Annotated in this window: 16 protein-coding genes; 3 read left to right on the top strand and 13 right to left on the bottom strand. The window is 53.8% G+C overall.

What is annotated here, in order from left to right:
* Positions 1 to 34: 34 nt before the first annotated feature.
* From traM to A4V03_RS06240, 13 genes are all read right to left on the bottom strand, one after another.
* Positions 35 to 1387, bottom strand: a complete 1353-nt coding sequence (traM, locus tag A4V03_RS06300; RefSeq protein WP_004291521.1) for a conjugative transposon protein TraM — start codon at positions 1385 to 1387, stop codon at positions 35 to 37.
* Entirely contained in the window at positions 1368 to 1655 is a 288-nt protein-coding gene (locus A4V03_RS06295) for a TraL conjugative transposon family protein (protein WP_018697145.1), read from the bottom strand. The genes traM and A4V03_RS06295 overlap by 20 nt, the downstream gene beginning before the upstream one ends.
* Positions 1656 to 1682: 27 nt before the next feature.
* Entirely contained in the window at positions 1683 to 2306 is a 624-nt protein-coding gene (gene traK / locus A4V03_RS06290) for a conjugative transposon protein TraK (protein WP_004291519.1), read from the bottom strand.
* Between the two features lie 31 nt (positions 2307 to 2337).
* Positions 2338 to 3342, bottom strand: a complete 1005-nt coding sequence (gene traJ / locus A4V03_RS06285) for a conjugative transposon protein TraJ (protein WP_004291518.1) — start codon at positions 3340 to 3342, stop codon at positions 2338 to 2340.
* A gap of 3 nt (positions 3343 to 3345) precedes the next feature.
* Positions 3346 to 3975, bottom strand: a complete 630-nt coding sequence (locus tag A4V03_RS06280) for a DUF4141 domain-containing protein (RefSeq protein WP_004304283.1) — start codon at positions 3973 to 3975, stop codon at positions 3346 to 3348.
* 23 nt (positions 3976 to 3998) lie between these two features.
* Entirely contained in the window at positions 3999 to 4379 is a 381-nt protein-coding gene (locus A4V03_RS06275) for a DUF3876 domain-containing protein (protein ID WP_004291516.1), read from the bottom strand.
* 40 nt (positions 4380 to 4419) lie between these two features.
* Positions 4420 to 6924 carry a TraG family conjugative transposon ATPase gene (locus A4V03_RS06270; RefSeq protein WP_004291515.1) on the bottom strand — a complete coding sequence of 835 codons (2505 nt, stop codon included), beginning with the start codon at positions 6922 to 6924 and terminating at the stop codon, positions 4420 to 4422.
* Complete coding sequence (locus tag A4V03_RS06265; RefSeq protein ID WP_004291514.1) at positions 6921 to 7253, bottom strand: DUF4133 domain-containing protein; 333 nt, start codon at positions 7251 to 7253, stop codon at positions 6921 to 6923. Before A4V03_RS06265 ends, A4V03_RS06270 begins: the two co-directional genes overlap by 4 nt.
* A gap of 10 nt (positions 7254 to 7263) precedes the next feature.
* Complete coding sequence (locus tag A4V03_RS06260) at positions 7264 to 7581, bottom strand: DUF4134 domain-containing protein (protein WP_002560983.1); 318 nt, start codon at positions 7579 to 7581, stop codon at positions 7264 to 7266.
* Between the two features lie 201 nt (positions 7582 to 7782).
* On the bottom strand, positions 7783 to 8511 hold the full coding sequence (locus tag A4V03_RS06255; RefSeq protein ID WP_004304280.1) for a hypothetical protein: 729 nt from the start codon (positions 8509 to 8511) through the stop codon (positions 7783 to 7785).
* A gap of 16 nt (positions 8512 to 8527) precedes the next feature.
* Positions 8528 to 8881: a DUF3408 domain-containing protein gene (locus A4V03_RS06250; protein WP_004291505.1), complete on the bottom strand. Its 354-nt coding sequence runs from the start codon at positions 8879 to 8881 to the stop codon at positions 8528 to 8530.
* Positions 8882 to 8883: 2 nt separating this feature from the next.
* The gene (locus A4V03_RS06245; RefSeq protein ID WP_004291503.1) at positions 8884 to 9324 is read right to left on the bottom strand and encodes a DUF3408 domain-containing protein; all 441 of its coding nucleotides are present in this window, start codon (positions 9322 to 9324) and stop codon (positions 8884 to 8886) included.
* A 2-nt stretch (positions 9325 to 9326) separates the two neighbouring features.
* Entirely contained in the window at positions 9327 to 10376 is a 1050-nt protein-coding gene (locus tag A4V03_RS06240; protein ID WP_084081124.1) for a ParA family protein, read from the bottom strand.
* A 421-nt stretch (positions 10377 to 10797) separates the two neighbouring features.
* On the opposite strand from A4V03_RS06240, the gene mobA reads away from it, so the two are divergent.
* The 3 genes from mobA to mobC are packed head-to-tail and all read left to right on the top strand — an operon-like array spanning position 10798 to position 14501.
* Positions 10798 to 11226, top strand: coding sequence for a conjugal transfer protein MobA (gene mobA, locus A4V03_RS06230; RefSeq protein ID WP_004291488.1), 429 nt, complete (start codon positions 10798 to 10800; stop codon positions 11224 to 11226).
* Positions 11205 to 12452: a conjugal transfer protein MobB gene (gene mobB, locus A4V03_RS06225; RefSeq protein ID WP_004291483.1), complete on the top strand. Its 1248-nt coding sequence runs from the start codon at positions 11205 to 11207 to the stop codon at positions 12450 to 12452. Before mobA ends, mobB begins: the two co-directional genes overlap by 22 nt.
* A gap of 30 nt (positions 12453 to 12482) precedes the next feature.
* Positions 12483 to 14501, top strand: a complete 2019-nt coding sequence (mobC, locus tag A4V03_RS06220; protein ID WP_004291482.1) for a conjugal transfer protein MobC — start codon at positions 12483 to 12485, stop codon at positions 14499 to 14501.
* The last annotated feature ends 80 nt before the right edge of the window (positions 14502 to 14581 follow it).

The following is a 14581-nucleotide window of genomic DNA, read 5'->3' as shown; positions in this document are numbered from 1 at the left end:
TACTTTTGGATTTTAGTGGTAATTTTTATTGTTTTCAATATTTTTCTTGGTAAAGCATGACCCTGTACCCGGCTTTCAGATGCACCTTGACGGTTCGCATCTTTTTGGCGATGTACTGGCTCGTGCCTTGTATCAGCCCCTTGCCCAAGTCGGAGGCGAGCTGCGCCCCGGCATTGGTGGAGATGTTGATGCTGCTTCCCAGCGAGCCGCCCATGTTGGCGGCGACCTCCCGGACGGCGTTCATCTCCATCGAGTTCGGGATGAAGATGCCGGGCTGTCCGTCCGTGTCATAGACCGCAAGCTCCACGGGGATAATCGTGCCGTCGTATTCCAGCGAGGTAATCTCGATGTCGAGCCGCTCACCCTGTATCTTGCCCGTGCCGACCACCACCGCACCCCGGGGTATTGTCCTGCCTGCCACCGCCATAGGCTCCAGCAGGCGCAGCCTTACCGTCTGCCCGTCCGTCACGCTCTGCGCCCCATGCACGCACGCCGGTATGGTGTTCCTGTCCAATACCTCCGCCGTGCCGACAGCCGTGTTGAAACCCCGGTTGCGTTCCTGCGATAAGGCGGCGACAAACTCCGCGTTACTCATAGGCTGTGAGAGTGAAGAAACTACTTGATGCTCCACCTGTCTGATAGGCATTGCCTTGTTCTTCTTCCCTTTCTGCACGGTAGTTGGCTCTGCCCTCTGTTCCGCCGATGGCTGTCCTCCGTTCTGACCGCCCATGTACTTTGCCGCCAGCTCGTAGGACTTCTCCATAAGAGCCACCTGCTCGTCCATAGAGGAAGCCTTGCCCCTCTCGCTTTCCAGTTCCGACTCCAGCGATGCGATGCGCTCCAACAATTCGTCCATCTCCGCATTGTCGTTTTTCGGCTGGTCGTAGAAGTTTCCGAGCGTGGCGTTCAGGTCACGGTAGGCGGCTGCGGAGGACTGGATGGTCTGCGGCGTGGCTGGCTTTGCCCTTTCTTCCTTGCCGCCCGGATTGGCGAGGTCGAAGTCCACTCCGTTCTCCGTTCCCGCTATCTCGCGGTCGAACATGTCGCCCAGCTGCCCGATGGCACGGTTGCGGCTCTCCTGACGCTCTTCCATCTCCCCATGCTCGTAGGCTTTCAGCTTGTCGCCGATAATCTGCCGGTTCGCCTTGTCAGCGTCGGGCATCTCGGTGTTGTATCCGTCCGTTCCCGGCGGTTGCTCCTTGCCGGAGGACGGGGCGAATATCAGCCACATCGCCCCGATGAACACCAACACCATAGCGGGCAGCACGATCATCTTCTGCCGTTTCAGCCGTTGCGCCTCTGTCAGCGGTTCGCGCTCCTTTTTCGGTTTCCCCGTTTCGGGAGCAGCTTTGTTCTCTTTCGTCGGTTCATTCTTTGTCTGTTCCATATAAATAAGGTGTTAAGTGATTGCCTGTTTCCGCCGGGGTCGGCAGTTCCACCCGTCCGGCGTGTCCCGTTTCCATATGTGAGCCGTCGTTCCTGCCGATGTCATAGACGGCTCTGCCGAAGGTGTAAAGGGCAAGCACCGCGAAGGCGGCGAACATCCCCAGCACGATGCGGCGGCGTGTTTCCGGCGGCAAGCCGTCCAGATACCCTTTGAGACTTGCCGCCAAGCGTTTCCGTTTGTCGTGGAGTTTCCAATACATGCCCCACATTGATTTTCTGATACTTTTCATGTCCTGTTACCGTTTGATAGTCTGTAAATCCTTGTTCTCAATGATGGTGAAACCCTCGATGGTAAAACCGTTCGGGTTGTCATCCGACCGCGATGCGTTCAGCAGGCGGCAGGTGGTCACGAGGCTGCGCTCGGTGACGTTGCTCTGCCGGATGATTTTCTGTGTGGCGTAGGTCACGGCACGGTAGGGATAGGCGTTGAAGTCGCACACCACGCTGTCCACCTTCAGCACTTGGTTGATGTTCCCGGCGATGATGCGGTTGTAGTACCCCTTCTCCGCGAAGTCCGAATAATAGTGGTACACGCTCTTGTCCGCCAGCAGCAAGGCACGTTTCACGTTGTGTTCAATCGCGCTTTTTTCAGGTGATAGCGTGAAGAACATCTCGTGGAAACGGCGCACATGTTCCCGTGCCTCCGCCGGGCGGTTCTGCGACAAATCCTGAGACAAGGCGAGCATCAGGCTCTTGCCGTTGTCCAGCACATAGATTTTCTCCCGTTGCTTCTCTGCGAAACGGTAGGAGTTCCACACGCTCCACACCGTCACCACGGCGCACAGCGAGAGGAAGACGATACCGAACAGGCGTATCTGCCTGAACGACGATTCGATGTTTCTAAGTGATTTGAATTCCATTTATATTTTCCAATTTATGATTGCACATTGATTATTTCAGCAATTTGCCGACACGTCCGACTGCGTTTCCTGCGGCTGCACCCGCCACGCTGCCCGCCATGCTTCCGGCTCGTCCCGCCATCTGGTTCACGTTGCGACCGTAACCGCCCATGCCTCCGGCTTGGATAATCCAGCCCGCAACGGTGGGAATGGTAAAGTAGCCGATGATGCCGATGCAGAGGAATACGATATACACCCCGTCGCTCGAATCCAGCGAGAAGTTCGGGTCTGCCTGCATCCGCTCGATGTCGTTTTGCAGCATCAGAACCTGTATCTTCGCCAGTATGGTGCTGAACATGTCCGATACCGGTAGCCACAGATAGACCTGTATATAGCGGCATATCCACTGCGTGAGCGTGTTTTGGAAACCGTCCCATACCGACAGGGCGAAGGCTATCGGACCGAGAATCGCCAGCACCACGAGAAAGAAGGTGCGGACGGTGTCTATCACGAGGGCGGCGGCTTGGAACAGCAGTTCGAGTATCTCGCGGAAGAAGTCGCGGATGCTCTTCTTCATGTTGTACATTCCCCGGTCGATATACATTCCCGCCATCGTCACCATGTCGGAGGGCGACCAGCCGAGTTCCTCCAGTTGCTTGTCAAATTCCTCGTTGGACACGAGGTAGGCGGTTTCGGGGTTGCGTACCATCGCCTCGTATTCCAGTTTGTCCTTCTGCTCCCGGTATCGGTTCATGTCCAGCGTTTCCGCCTCCAGCATCTTTGCCGTGCCCTGTACGACGGGTGAGAGGATGCTGTTTATCGTGCCCAGCACCACAGTCGGGAAGAACATGATGCACAGACCGATGGCAAAAGGACGGAGCATCGGGAATACGTCTATCGGTTCAGCTCTCGCCAGCGACTGCCATACCCGGTAGGCGACGTAGAACAGCGCACCCAGCCCGGCGATGCCTTTCGCCACACCAGCCATGTCCCCACACAGCGGCATCATCTGCTCATAAAGTGAACGTAAAATCTGATGAAGGTTGTCGAACTTCATAGGCTACCAGTATCTTTCGTTCATGTTCCCGTACAGCCCCATGATGCGGTCGAGGTCGTTCTTCTTTTTCGCACGCAGGTAACTCACGGAGATGTTCTTGTTCGTGTAGTAGCTCACGAGGTTGCGGTAACGCTTCATCTTCGAGTGGCAGCGTTCCACCACGTCCATGCGCTCCTTGTCGGTCATGGAGAGCGTGGTGATGTTCACCACGTTCCTGAGTTCCGTCAACACTTCGTTGCTTTCCTCCAGCAGTTTCGTGTAGCCGAAAGCGATTGCGGAAAGCTCTTCGGGTCTGAAATTCCCGTCACGGAGCATCCGTTGGAAACTGTTCACATAGATGTCTGTGATGTCGCCCACCATCAGGATGGTCTGCTGCACCTTGCGGGCGTCCTTGACCAGATTGTTCACCGATTTGAGGGCATCGTAATACTTCTTGCCCTGCTGATAGATTTTCACCGTCTCCTGAAAGTTGCTCACCATGTTCGTGGCGGTCTTGGAGGTATGGATGATGTTTTTGGAGGCATTGATGATGCCCTGCGCTAGATTGCCCGGATCGCTTACGACCCACTGTGCGCTTGCCCTGCCCGCGAAAAGCAGGCACAGGCAGATAATCATTGTTATTCTTGTTCTCATGTTACTTTGGATTTTAGTGGTTGTTATTCTTCGGTCGGATGTCCCGGCTGCGGCTTCACCCGCACATAGTCCCCGTTTGGCGAGAAAGTCAGCACATCCGTGGCCTCGTTGTAGGACACGTCGATGCGGAAGCCGGTGTTCATGAACAGGTTGCCGTTCTCCTCCTGCAAGAGATAGGTTTCCGGCTTGAGCTTGCGGCGCAGACCGCTACGACGGAACACCGTCACTTTGTAGGCTTCGCCCTCCTTGTAGATAAGCACGTCAGGTTTTCCCTCCACGCTCTCCCAGTTCCCGCACAGCATGTCGCGGCGGTTGTCGGCCACGTCGCAGGATTGCAGCATCATGACCGCCAATCCGATAAGGCACTTGCTGACTTGCAGCATTTTCACTTTTGGTAAATTCATACGCGTTTTTCTTTTTTGGTTGATACATTCTGTTTTTTAGTTATTCCTTGTTTCTCCGCCTTTCGGCAAGCTGCCGGATGGCGGCTTCGATGTCGTCGCCCAGCTTCTCCGCCAGACGGTAAACCTCCACTTTTTCCGTTTCCTCGGTGGTGTACGCCAGATACTCTTCCGCGCTGACCTCCGTGGCATAGACCGCCGACTGCGTGCCGCCCAAGCCTATCCACACCTCCTTGTAGAGCCGTGAAGGGTTGTTCGCCATGTTGATGGAGAGTATCTGCGACTTCTCCTTTTCCGTCAGTCCGAGCAACGCCTGTATCTGGTCGAACTTGTTCATATATTTCCTTTGGTCAAGCAGGATTTTACAATCCGAGTTGTTGATAATGCTCTCTTTGACCACCGGAGAACTGATAATGTCGTCCACCTCCTGCGTCACCACGATTGCCTCGCCGTAATATTTTCTGACCGTCTTATACATATAGCGCAGATATTCAGCCATGTTCGCCGATGAGAGGGCCTTCCAAGCCTCTTCCACGATAAGCTGTTTCCGCACGCCTTTCAGCCGCCGCATCTTGTTGATGAAGGCTTCCATGATGATGATGGTCACGACGGGGAACAGTTCGCGGTTTTCTTTAATCGAATCTATCTCGAAGACGATGAACCGCTTGCCGAGCAGGTCGATGTTCTCCGTGGAGTTGAGCAGGAAATCGTAACGCCCGCCCCGGTAATACTGCCGCATGGTGGTGAGCATGTTGTCGATGTTGAAGTCGGACTTCTCCACCTTGATGTCACGCTGTGCCAGTTCCTTGCGGTAGTCGTCACGCATATACTCGTAGAAGGTGTTGAACGACGGCACGATGCTACGGTCGGATTGGATGCGCTCAATATAGGCACTCACGGCACTGCCCAGCTCGCCGCTCTCCGTCTTTGTCACCTTGTCGTCCTCCGACTTCCAGAGCGTCAGCAACAGGGTCTTGATGCTGTCCTTCTTCTCCACGTCGAAGATGTAATCGTCGGTGTAGAACGGGTTGAAGCTGATGGGCTTATCTTCCGTGTAGGTGAAATACACACCGTCCGCTCCGCCTGTCTTGCGTCGGATCATGCCGCACAAGCCCTGATAGGAGTTTCCCGTGTCCACCAATACCACATGTGCGCCTTGCTCATAATATTGGCGCACGAGGTGGTTCATGAAGAAAGACTTGCCGCTGCCCGAAGGACCCAGCACGAACTTGTTGCGGTTGGTCGTGATACCTCGCTTCATGGGCAGGTCGGAGATGTCAAGGTGCAGCGGTTTTCCCGTGAGCCTGTCCACCATCTTGATGCCGAAGGGCGAGAGCGAGCTGCGGTAGTTGGTTTCCTCTGTGAACAGGCACACCGCCTGTTCGATGAAGGTGTGGAAACTCTCTTCCGCCGGGAAGTCCGCCGCATTGCCGGGTATCGCCGCCCAGTAGAGTGTCGGGCAGTCGATGGTGTTGTGGCGCGGCACGCATTCCATGCTTGCCAACTGGCTGCCCACGTCGTTCTTGATATGCTTCAGTTCCTCCGCATCGTCGCTCCACGCCATGACGTTGAAGTGTGCCCGTACCGAGGTCAGTCCGTAGGAATGGGCTTCGTTCAGGTATTGGTCTATCCACTCGCGGTTGATGCTGTTGCTCCTTGAATAGCGAGATAGCGACTGCATGTTACGGGCGGACTTCTCGAACTTCTGCAAGGTTTCCTCACTGTTGTCTATCAGCACATACTGGTTGTAGATATGGTTGCAGGAGAGCAGAAGCCCCACCGGGGAGGCGAATGACAGTCGGCAGTCACTCCGGTCGGTGGAGAGCTTCTCGTAACGGGTGTCGGTAGCCACCTTGCCCGGCAGGTCTTCCGCGTCGGAGAGGGTGTGCAGACACAGGCGGTTGTCGCCGATGCGCATCTCCCTTGCCGAAAGCTCGATGTCCTGCAAGGTGGTGTCACCTTCCGGCATGAGCGAGAAGTAGCGTTCAATAAGTCCCGTCTTTCCCTCAGTACCCACAATCTCATCGGTGGAGAGGCGGCGCAGCCTGACAAGCCCGCTGTCGTTCATGATGCGCTCGAACTGTTCGCAGGCTTCCAAGAACTTGGTCGTGGTTTCCCTGTCCAGCTCCTTCGGGATGATATGTCCCCGGCACAGCGTGCTGAAATTGCTCTGCATCCGGTTACGCTCCTTTGTTGTCTTGGTCAGGTAGAGGTAGCAGGTGTGTTTCAGGTACGGACGCTCGTTGAAGTGACGCTCGAAAGAGCGGCTTAAAAAGCTCATGTCGTCCTTCTGAAGCTCCGGTTTGTAGCGTTCCTTGATGAACCAGTCCTGTTTGTGGACGACGGAGTAGTCCGGCAGCACCTTGATAGCCTTGCACCAGCAACTGTGTATCGCCTCGTACTCCGCACCCGTCACGGTGTAAAGTTCCGGTAGTTCCACCTCGAAAGCCACCGTGATGTCGGCGTCCTTTGAGATGATGCAGCCATGCTCCACCGCTAAAAGTGGGAACCTGTTTTCCAGTGTTGTCATTTTCGATGTATTCCTCATTGTCTTTCTTCCTTTCGTTGTCGTTTGAACAGACGGGTTATCCGCCGCCGGTTGATAAGGTATCGGGGATGGCTCCGTGCCGCTCCTAATTTCATCAGCCCGTGTTCACCGTACCGGGCGTTCAGCGCGAAGGTCTGCCATACAAGGAGGGAGGACGATGCCGCGCCGAAGCCGATACATATCCACTGGTCGATACCGACCATGTAGAGGATGACGAACAGGACGAAGAGAGCCAGCAGACCTCCGCAGAAGATGAAGAGGTACTGTGCCTTCAAGCCCTTGAACTCTACCGGACGGCCGATACCCTTGTTGATTGGGTATTCAGCCATACATTATTTATTAAAGGAAGAATGAGCGCAGGATGGTGGCGGCAACAATCAGGAAGATGCACGCGCCGAACCACGAGGCGGCTGTCTTGCTGGTGTCGGGGTCGCCCGATGAAAACTTGCCGTACACTTTTACGCCCCCGATAAGCCCGACGACTGCACCGATGGCGTATATCAGTTTAGTTCCGGGGTCGAAATAAGAACTCACCATAGAGGTGGCTTCGTTGATGCCCGCGATGCCGTTTCCCTGCGCGAAAGCGGAGGCGGTTGCGGCGATGACAAGTGCCGCGGAGAGGATTGCTTTTCTGTTTTTCAAGATGTTCTTGTTCATAAACTGTTCTTGTTTTTTGCCGTCAAAAGGGTGGATGGTCCTTTGTCGGGCGGTTGATACTTTGTTTCTTTACTTTGGTTTTAGTGGATGCCCGTTTGTTTCCACGGACGTGGGCGTGTCCGTTGCGGATGGGGATGCGCCTTGCGTTTCCTCGCCGCGTGGGTTGATGTCATTCTTTCATGTTCATTTCTTTTATTGTTGTCATACATAGTTGCGAATGTCGAACTCCTCGATGTTGTCCGGCACGACGAACTCCTTTTCAGATTTCTTCAGCCGAATCTCGATAAGCCCCTTGATGCGGATGCCTATCTCCGAAGAGCCTTCCATCATTTTCTCGTACAACTCCGTGCCCTCCATGTCGGTGAACACCTTAGCCGCCTTTTCACGTTCCGCCTGTGTCGCGTCCGGGTTTTTGGCGGTCTTGCAGGCGTCGTCAATCTCGTCAAAGCTGCTGCCCGAAGCCCGTGGCGTGTCCGAGGCGTCCTCTTCCGGTTCGTCGTCCCCGTATCCCAGTTCCTCCGGCGGTATGCTCGTGAAGGTCTCATCGAGTTTTTCCTCCGGGACTTGTGCCGGGCGGGATGCGTTTCCCGTTTTTCCGTCGTCAAAAGTAGCCTCTTCCTCCGACAGCTCAATGCCTTTTTCAATAGTGGCGGCTTCTTGCGTCGGTATGGCAGCGGTTGTCCGGGTGGATGCCATCCTGAAACGGCTCTTGCCGATGATGTCCGCCTTTTCCGCAGGGACTTCCTCGTGTGCCGCTATGCGTTTAGCCTCATTCCCGTCCAGTGACCGCCATAATCCGACAATGCCCTTGAAGAAGCGGACAATCCGCGTGTCCATGATGCGCTCGTAAAGGAGCAGGAACAGGAACCAGAGGTTGCAGCCGACCGATACCGCCAGCAGAATGTCTGTCATGCTGATTGTGTAATTCATATCCTTCCGTTTTTGGTTAGAATACTGAATTGTAATTTCGGGCATAAAGGCTCTTTATCGCATCTTCGCACTGGTTGAAGTGGTGCGTCAGCACATGGTCGATGTAAGCGGACAGCGTAAGCCGGTCATGCCCGATTACACGGGTGATACGCATGATACGCTCGTGGTACTCCGGGCGCACATACGCCATCTTCCCCTCACGTGCCTTTACTTCCGGGTCGCGGATGAACAGGCGTTCATAGTCCTTCTCACTGCATTTGCCGCTTACCGGGACAGGCGACAGTATTTCCACACTCGCCTGCACTTGGGTAAACATACCTCCGCAGTCTTGCTGTGGTCTTTTTTCATTCGGTGTCATTTCTTTTTCCATTTTCAAATCAGATCTTCACGTTGTTTCTTGTACAGTTCGTTGATTCTCTCCTTGTGCTGTTCCAGATGCTGGCGCAGCACGGTATCCACATATCCGCCTACTGAGATTTCCCCTCCGGCGATGTCGTTCACGATTCTGAGGATCTTGCCGTGGACGTCACGGCTGATATAGACACATTGGCGGGTCTTTATCTCGTTGCGGCGCAGGAATAGCTCGTTGTAGTCCTCGTCCTGCCTTTTCCGGCGTCCACTTTCCCTCTGCGCTTTTTCCCGTGTTACGGGTTGCACAGGAGATGGTTCCGGTGCGGCGGTGTCCTCTTCGGTCGGTGCAGCTGCGGGTACTTCCTGTGCGGGGCGCAGTGTCCCGTCCTGTGTGCGCCGCCCGATGGAGGCTAACAGCAGTTCCTCGTCGATGCCTTCCGTGTTCACTTTCCTGCTGCCCATGCTCACTGCGGTCTGATGATGTCGCTTATCTCTTCGGAAAACTCCCGGATGCCACTCCCTTTCAGCAGTGCCGTGTCCATCGGGAAGATGGTGGAGCGGAAAACGCTCTTGCGCTCTTCCGAAAGGTCACGGCGGAACTTCTTGCTGTCGGGCAAGCGGGTGGAAAGTACCGAAAAGCCCATTTCGGCTATCACTTCCTCGTAGATGCCGTACAAGTCGTTCCTCTCCCTGCCGTCCACCATCGTCCAGAACAGATGCAGCCCCTTTGTTTTCGCCTGTCCGGTAGTCATCAGCCTGTCGCGGAACATCGTGACGAATTTCAGGGTACTCTCCACGACAAAGCGGTCGGCACTCAGCGGAGTGAAAATGTAGTCCATCTGCGAGAGCGTCTTTATCACGCCGTTGCTTCGGAGTGTGCCGGGCATGTCGAAGAACACCACGTCGGGTTTCACGTCCTCAGTGGCAATCATCCTCTCGGCATCGTCGAGGGCGTTCACCGCATTGCTTTTGACGATGGTGTAGGCGTTCTTTTTGATCCGGCGGAAATGGTCGCAAGCGAGAGCCTTGAAGTAGGTGCTGCTGTCGATAAGCCCCATTTCGTGTTCGCGCAGCCCGTGGATGCTGTGCTGCGGGTCGTCGCAGTCCACGACGGCGACATTGTAGCCTTTCACGTTGTGCAGGTAGCTGGCGGCAAGTGCCGTGACAGTGGATTTGCCGATGCCACCTTTCTGTGTTGCGAATGCAACGAAGATTTCCTTACTCATAGTTCCATTTATTTTAATTGTTGATGATTTGTTTTTCTGTTTCCATACGGATTTGGCTGTCGCACCATCCGCTTCCGTGACTACACACGCAGGCGGGTCGTCGCGTATCCGGTTCTGTGGTGAAGCGGTGCGTCGGACAAATGGTGATTGACGACATTGCGTCATGAAGTCATTGAATCCATACGTCACCGAATTGTCGGAGAACCGGGTTTCCGACGGTTCGGGTATCCGTTTCGGCAAGTATCCGAAGAAGCGGATTTCCGGGTATTTGAATGTTCCGTTTATCATATCTTCAAATCGTTCGTTTCTTGAATCATGCTGCAAATAAACAAGTATATTTTGGAACCTGTATCACTTCTCCGGCAAGTGGCGGCACGTTGCGCCGGTTGGCAGTCATTGACCGGGTCAAGCATCTGTCCGATACCGCTTTAAGGGCGTAACTTTGCACCCGGACAGCAGGGTTCGCCGATGACGCGCGGCCCGGAGTCCTGAAAGGTATTTTCCCAATCCGTCCCCTGACGGATTTTTATGTTCACCTGAACATAGCAAGATGTCTTTTCAGCCGCTCAAAATATTTTGAGCAGCCACGAAAAGCACTTGCCCTTGCAGGGGGCGGGCTTTCCCTCCGAAGTCGGGAAGCCTTTCAGAACTGCGGTGCTGTAATCCGAAGCGGCGGCTTATGCCGTCAATCCGCTAAATCCAAAGTAATATGAAAGAGAAAAGGAAAAGCAAATCAGGGAGAAATCCCAAACTTGATCCGGCGGTGTACCGGTACACCGTCCGTTTCAACGAGGAGGAACACAACCGTTTCCTCGCCATGTTCGGAAAATCGGGTGTCTATGCACGGTCTGTTTTCCTCAAAGCGCACTTCTTCGGGCAACCGTTCAAGGTGCTGAAGGTGGACAAGACGTTGGTGGACTATTACACCAAACTGTCGGATTTTCATGCACAATTCCGTGCCGTGGGTACGAATTACAACCAAGTCGTGAAGGAACTGAGGCTGCATTTTTCAGAGAAAAAGGCGATGGCGTTGCTCTACAAATTAGAGCAACACACCGTCGAACTCGTGAAACTGAGCCGCCGGATTGTGGAACTTTCAAGGGAAATGGAGGCAAAATGGTCGCAAAAATCAGTGTAGGAAGTTCGTTGTACGGCGCGATTGCCTACAACGGGGAGAAGATTAACGAGGCGCAGGGGCGGCTTCTCACCACCAACCGCATCTACAATGACGGTTCGGGAACGGTGGACATAGGCAAGGCGATGGAGGGTTTTCTCACCTTCCTGCCACCGCAGATGAAGATCGAGAAGCCGGTGGTGCATATCTCTCTCAACCCGCACCCGGAGGATGTGCTGACCGATATTGAGTTGCAGAATATCGCCCGCGAGTATCTGGAAAAACTCGGTTTCGGAAACCAGCCTTATCTTGTATTCAAGCACGAGGACATCGACCGCCACCACCTGCACATCGTGACGGTCAACGTGGACGAGAACGGGAAAAGGCTCAACCGGGATTTTCTCTACCGCCGCAGCGACCGTATCCGCAGGGAACTGGAACAGAAGTACGGATTGCATCCGGCAGAACGTAAAAATCAGAGATTGGATAATCCGTTGCGCAAGGTGGCCGCATCGGCAGGTGATGTGAAGAAGCAGGTAGGCAACACCGTGAAGGCTCTGAATGGGCAGTACCGTTTCCAGACGATGGGCGAATACCGTGCGCTCCTTTCCTTATATAATATGACGGTGGAGGAAGCGAGGGGCAACGTGCGCGGACGGGAGTATCACGGGCTGGTCTATTCCGTCACGGACGACAAGGGTAACAAGGTGGGCAACCCGTTCAAATCCTCGCTTTTCGGGAAGTCCGCAGGCTATGAAGCCGTACAGAAGAAGTTTGTCCGTTCCAAATCGGAAATCAAGGATAGGAAACTGGCAGACATGACGAAACGCACCGTCCTTTCCGTGCTGCAAGGCACTTATGACAAGGACAAATTTGTATCCCAACTCAAAGAGAAGGGCATCGACACCGTACTGCGCTACACAGAGGAAGGGCGCATCTATGGGGCTACCTTCATCGACCACCGCACGGGATGCGTGCTGAACGGTTCGCGCATGGGTAAGGAGCTTTCGGCGAATGCCTTGCAGGAACACTTCACCCTGCCATACGCCGGACAACCGCCGATACCGCTATCCATCCCTGTGGATGCTGCGGACAAGGCACACGGGCAGACCGCCTACGACAGTGAAGATATATCGGGCGGTATGGGCTTGCTCACTCCCGAAGGTCCGGCGGTAGATGCCGAGGAAGAGGCTTTCATCCGGGCGATGAAGCGCAAAAAGAAGAAAAAACGCAAGGGCTTGGGTATGTAATCAGAGTATCAACAATTAAAAAATCAATGTATGTCACAACAAGAAGACGATTTGAGGGCATTGGCGAAAATCATGGATTTTCTGCGTGCCGTGAGTATCATTTTAGTGGTCATGAACGTGTACTGGTTCTGCTACGAAGCCATCCGGCTGTGGGGCGTGAACATCGGCGTGGTGGACAAAATCCTTCTGAACTTCGACCGCACGGCGGGGCTGTTCCATTCCATTCTCTACACGAAGCTGTTTTCCGTCCTTTTGCTTGCCTTGTCCTGTCTGGGTACGAAGGGTGTCAAGGGTGAGAAAATCACTTGGGGGAGAATCTGGACAGCATTTGCCGTCGGGTTCGTGCTGTTTTTCCTGAACTGGTGGTTGCTGCCCCTGCCGCTGCCGCTTGAAGCGGTGACGGGACTGTATGTCCTTACCATTGGAACGGGCTATGTCTGCCTGTTGATGGGTGGTCTGTGGATGAGCCGCCTGTTGAAACACAATTTGATGGAGGATGTTTTCAACAACGAGAACGAGAGTTTCATGCAGGAAACGAGGCTTATCGAAAGCGAGTATTCGGTCAATCTGCCGACACGTTTCTATTACAGGAAACGCTGGAACAACGGTTGGATCAATGTAGTTAATCCCTTCCGTGCGTCCATCGTGTTGGGTACGCCGGGCAGCGGCAAGTCCTATGCCGTGGTAAACAATTTTATCAAGCAACAGATTGAAAAGGGCTTTAGTCAATACATCTACGATTTCAAGTATCCCGACCTATCTACTATTGCCTACAACCATTTGCTGAACCACCCGGACGGCTACAAGGTAAAGCCGAAGTTCTATGTGATCAACTTCGACGACCCGCGACGCTCTCATCGGTGCAATCCCATTCACCCGGATTTTATGGAAGATATTACGGATGCCTATGAGAGTGCCTACACAATAATGCTCAACCTCAATAAAACGTGGGTGCAAAAGCAGGGCGACTTCTTCGTGGAGTCACCTATCATTCTGTTTGCCAGTATTATCTGGTATCTCAAAATCTATCAGAACGGGAAGTTTTGCACGTTTCCCCATGCTATCGAGTTTCTGAACCGCCGTTACGAGGATATATTTCCGATACTGACCTCTTATCCGGAGCTGGAGAACTACCTTTCGCCGTTCATGGATGCGTGGCTTGGAGGGGCTGCGGAGCAGCTCATGGGTCAGATAGCGTCGGCAAAAATCCCGCTTTCGAGGATGATTTCACCGCAGCTCTACTGGGTGATGTCAGACAGCGAGTTTACGCTGGACATCAACAATCCCGAAGAGCCGAAAATCCTCTGCGTGGGTAACAATCCCGACCGTCAGAATATCTACGGTGCGGCACTCGGTCTGTATAATTCCCGTATCGTGAAGCTCATCAACAAGAAGGGGATGCTGAAGTCATCGGTCATCATCGACGAGTTGCCCACAATATACTTCAAAGGGTTGGACAATCTTATAGCTACCGCCCGAAGCAACAAGGTTGCCGTGTGTCTGGGCTTTCAGGATTTCAGCCAGTTAGTGCGTGACTACGGGGACAAAGAGGCGAAAGTGGTGATGAACACTGTCGGCAATATTTTCTCCGGTCAGGTGGTGGGGGAAACAGCCAAGACGCTCTCCGAGCGGTTCGGTAAGGTGTTGCAGAAACGGCAGTCCATCTCCATCAACCGGCAGGATGTTTCCACCTCCATCAACACGCAGATGGACGCGCTCATTCCACCGAGTAAGATTTCCGGGCTTACGCAGGGAATGTTTGTCGGTTCTGTATCCGACAACTTCAACGAGCGTATCGAGCAGAAGATTTTTCATTGCGAGATTGTGGTGGATGCCGAAAAGGTGAAACGGGAAGAAAGTGCCTACAAGAAAATTCCCGTCATTACAAACTTCACGGACGAGGACGGCAACGACCGCATGAAGGAAACGGTGCAGGCGAACTACCGGCGCATCAAGGAAGAGGTGAAGCAGATTGTGCAGGAGGAACTGGAGCGTATCAAAAACGATCCGGTGCTGTGTAAACTGCTACCAGATAATGAGACTGTCTAACAAGTCCCCAAAATTGAAAATTATCCCTATCGAAGTTTGAAGTGACCCCCAAAAGTTGGATACAATTTTTTTGGGGGGCA

This window comes from Bacteroides caecimuris (assembly GCF_001688725.2).
GTDB classification, from domain to species: domain Bacteria; phylum Bacteroidota; class Bacteroidia; order Bacteroidales; family Bacteroidaceae; genus Bacteroides; species Bacteroides caecimuris.
Note: the sequence above shows the minus strand (reverse complement) of the source record. Positions and strands in the feature narration are given on the sequence as shown.

Bases quoted from the DNA above. Each gene is read 5' to 3' on its own strand.
- A4V03_RS06295 (WP_018697145.1), bottom strand. From the start codon at position 1,655: ATGTGGGGCATGTATTGGAAACTCCACGACAAACGGAAACGCTTGGCG.
- A4V03_RS06255 (WP_004304280.1), bottom strand. From the start codon at position 8,511: ATGAATTACACAATCAGCATGACAGACATTCTGCTGGCGGTATCGGTC.
- A4V03_RS06265 (WP_004291514.1), bottom strand. From the start codon at position 7,253: ATGGCTGAATACCCAATCAACAAGGGTATCGGCCGTCCGGTAGAGTTC.
- traM (WP_004291521.1), bottom strand. From the start codon at position 1,387: ATGGAACAGACAAAGAATGAACCGACGAAAGAGAACAAAGCTGCTCCC.
- mobC (WP_004291482.1), top strand. From the start codon at position 12,483: ATGTCACAACAAGAAGACGATTTGAGGGCATTGGCGAAAATCATGGAT.
- A4V03_RS06275 (WP_004291516.1), bottom strand. From the start codon at position 4,379: ATGAATTTACCAAAAGTGAAAATGCTGCAAGTCAGCAAGTGCCTTATC.
- mobB (WP_004291483.1), top strand. From the start codon at position 11,205: ATGGTCGCAAAAATCAGTGTAGGAAGTTCGTTGTACGGCGCGATTGCC.
- traJ (WP_004291518.1), bottom strand. From the start codon at position 3,342: ATGAAGTTCGACAACCTTCATCAGATTTTACGTTCACTTTATGAGCAG.
- A4V03_RS06250 (WP_004291505.1), bottom strand. From the start codon at position 8,881: ATGGAAAAAGAAATGACACCGAATGAAAAAAGACCACAGCAAGACTGC.
- mobA (WP_004291488.1), top strand. From the start codon at position 10,798: ATGAAAGAGAAAAGGAAAAGCAAATCAGGGAGAAATCCCAAACTTGAT.
- A4V03_RS06280 (WP_004304283.1), bottom strand. From the start codon at position 3,975: ATGAGAACAAGAATAACAATGATTATCTGCCTGTGCCTGCTTTTCGCG.
- A4V03_RS06240 (WP_084081124.1), bottom strand. From the start codon at position 10,376: ATGATAAACGGAACATTCAAATACCCGGAAATCCGCTTCTTCGGATAC.
- A4V03_RS06245 (WP_004291503.1), bottom strand. From the start codon at position 9,324: ATGGGCAGCAGGAAAGTGAACACGGAAGGCATCGACGAGGAACTGCTG.
- A4V03_RS06260 (WP_002560983.1), bottom strand. From the start codon at position 7,581: ATGAACAAGAACATCTTGAAAAACAGAAAAGCAATCCTCTCCGCGGCA.
- traK (WP_004291519.1), bottom strand. From the start codon at position 2,306: ATGGAATTCAAATCACTTAGAAACATCGAATCGTCGTTCAGGCAGATA.
- A4V03_RS06270 (WP_004291515.1), bottom strand. From the start codon at position 6,924: ATGAGGAATACATCGAAAATGACAACACTGGAAAACAGGTTCCCACTT.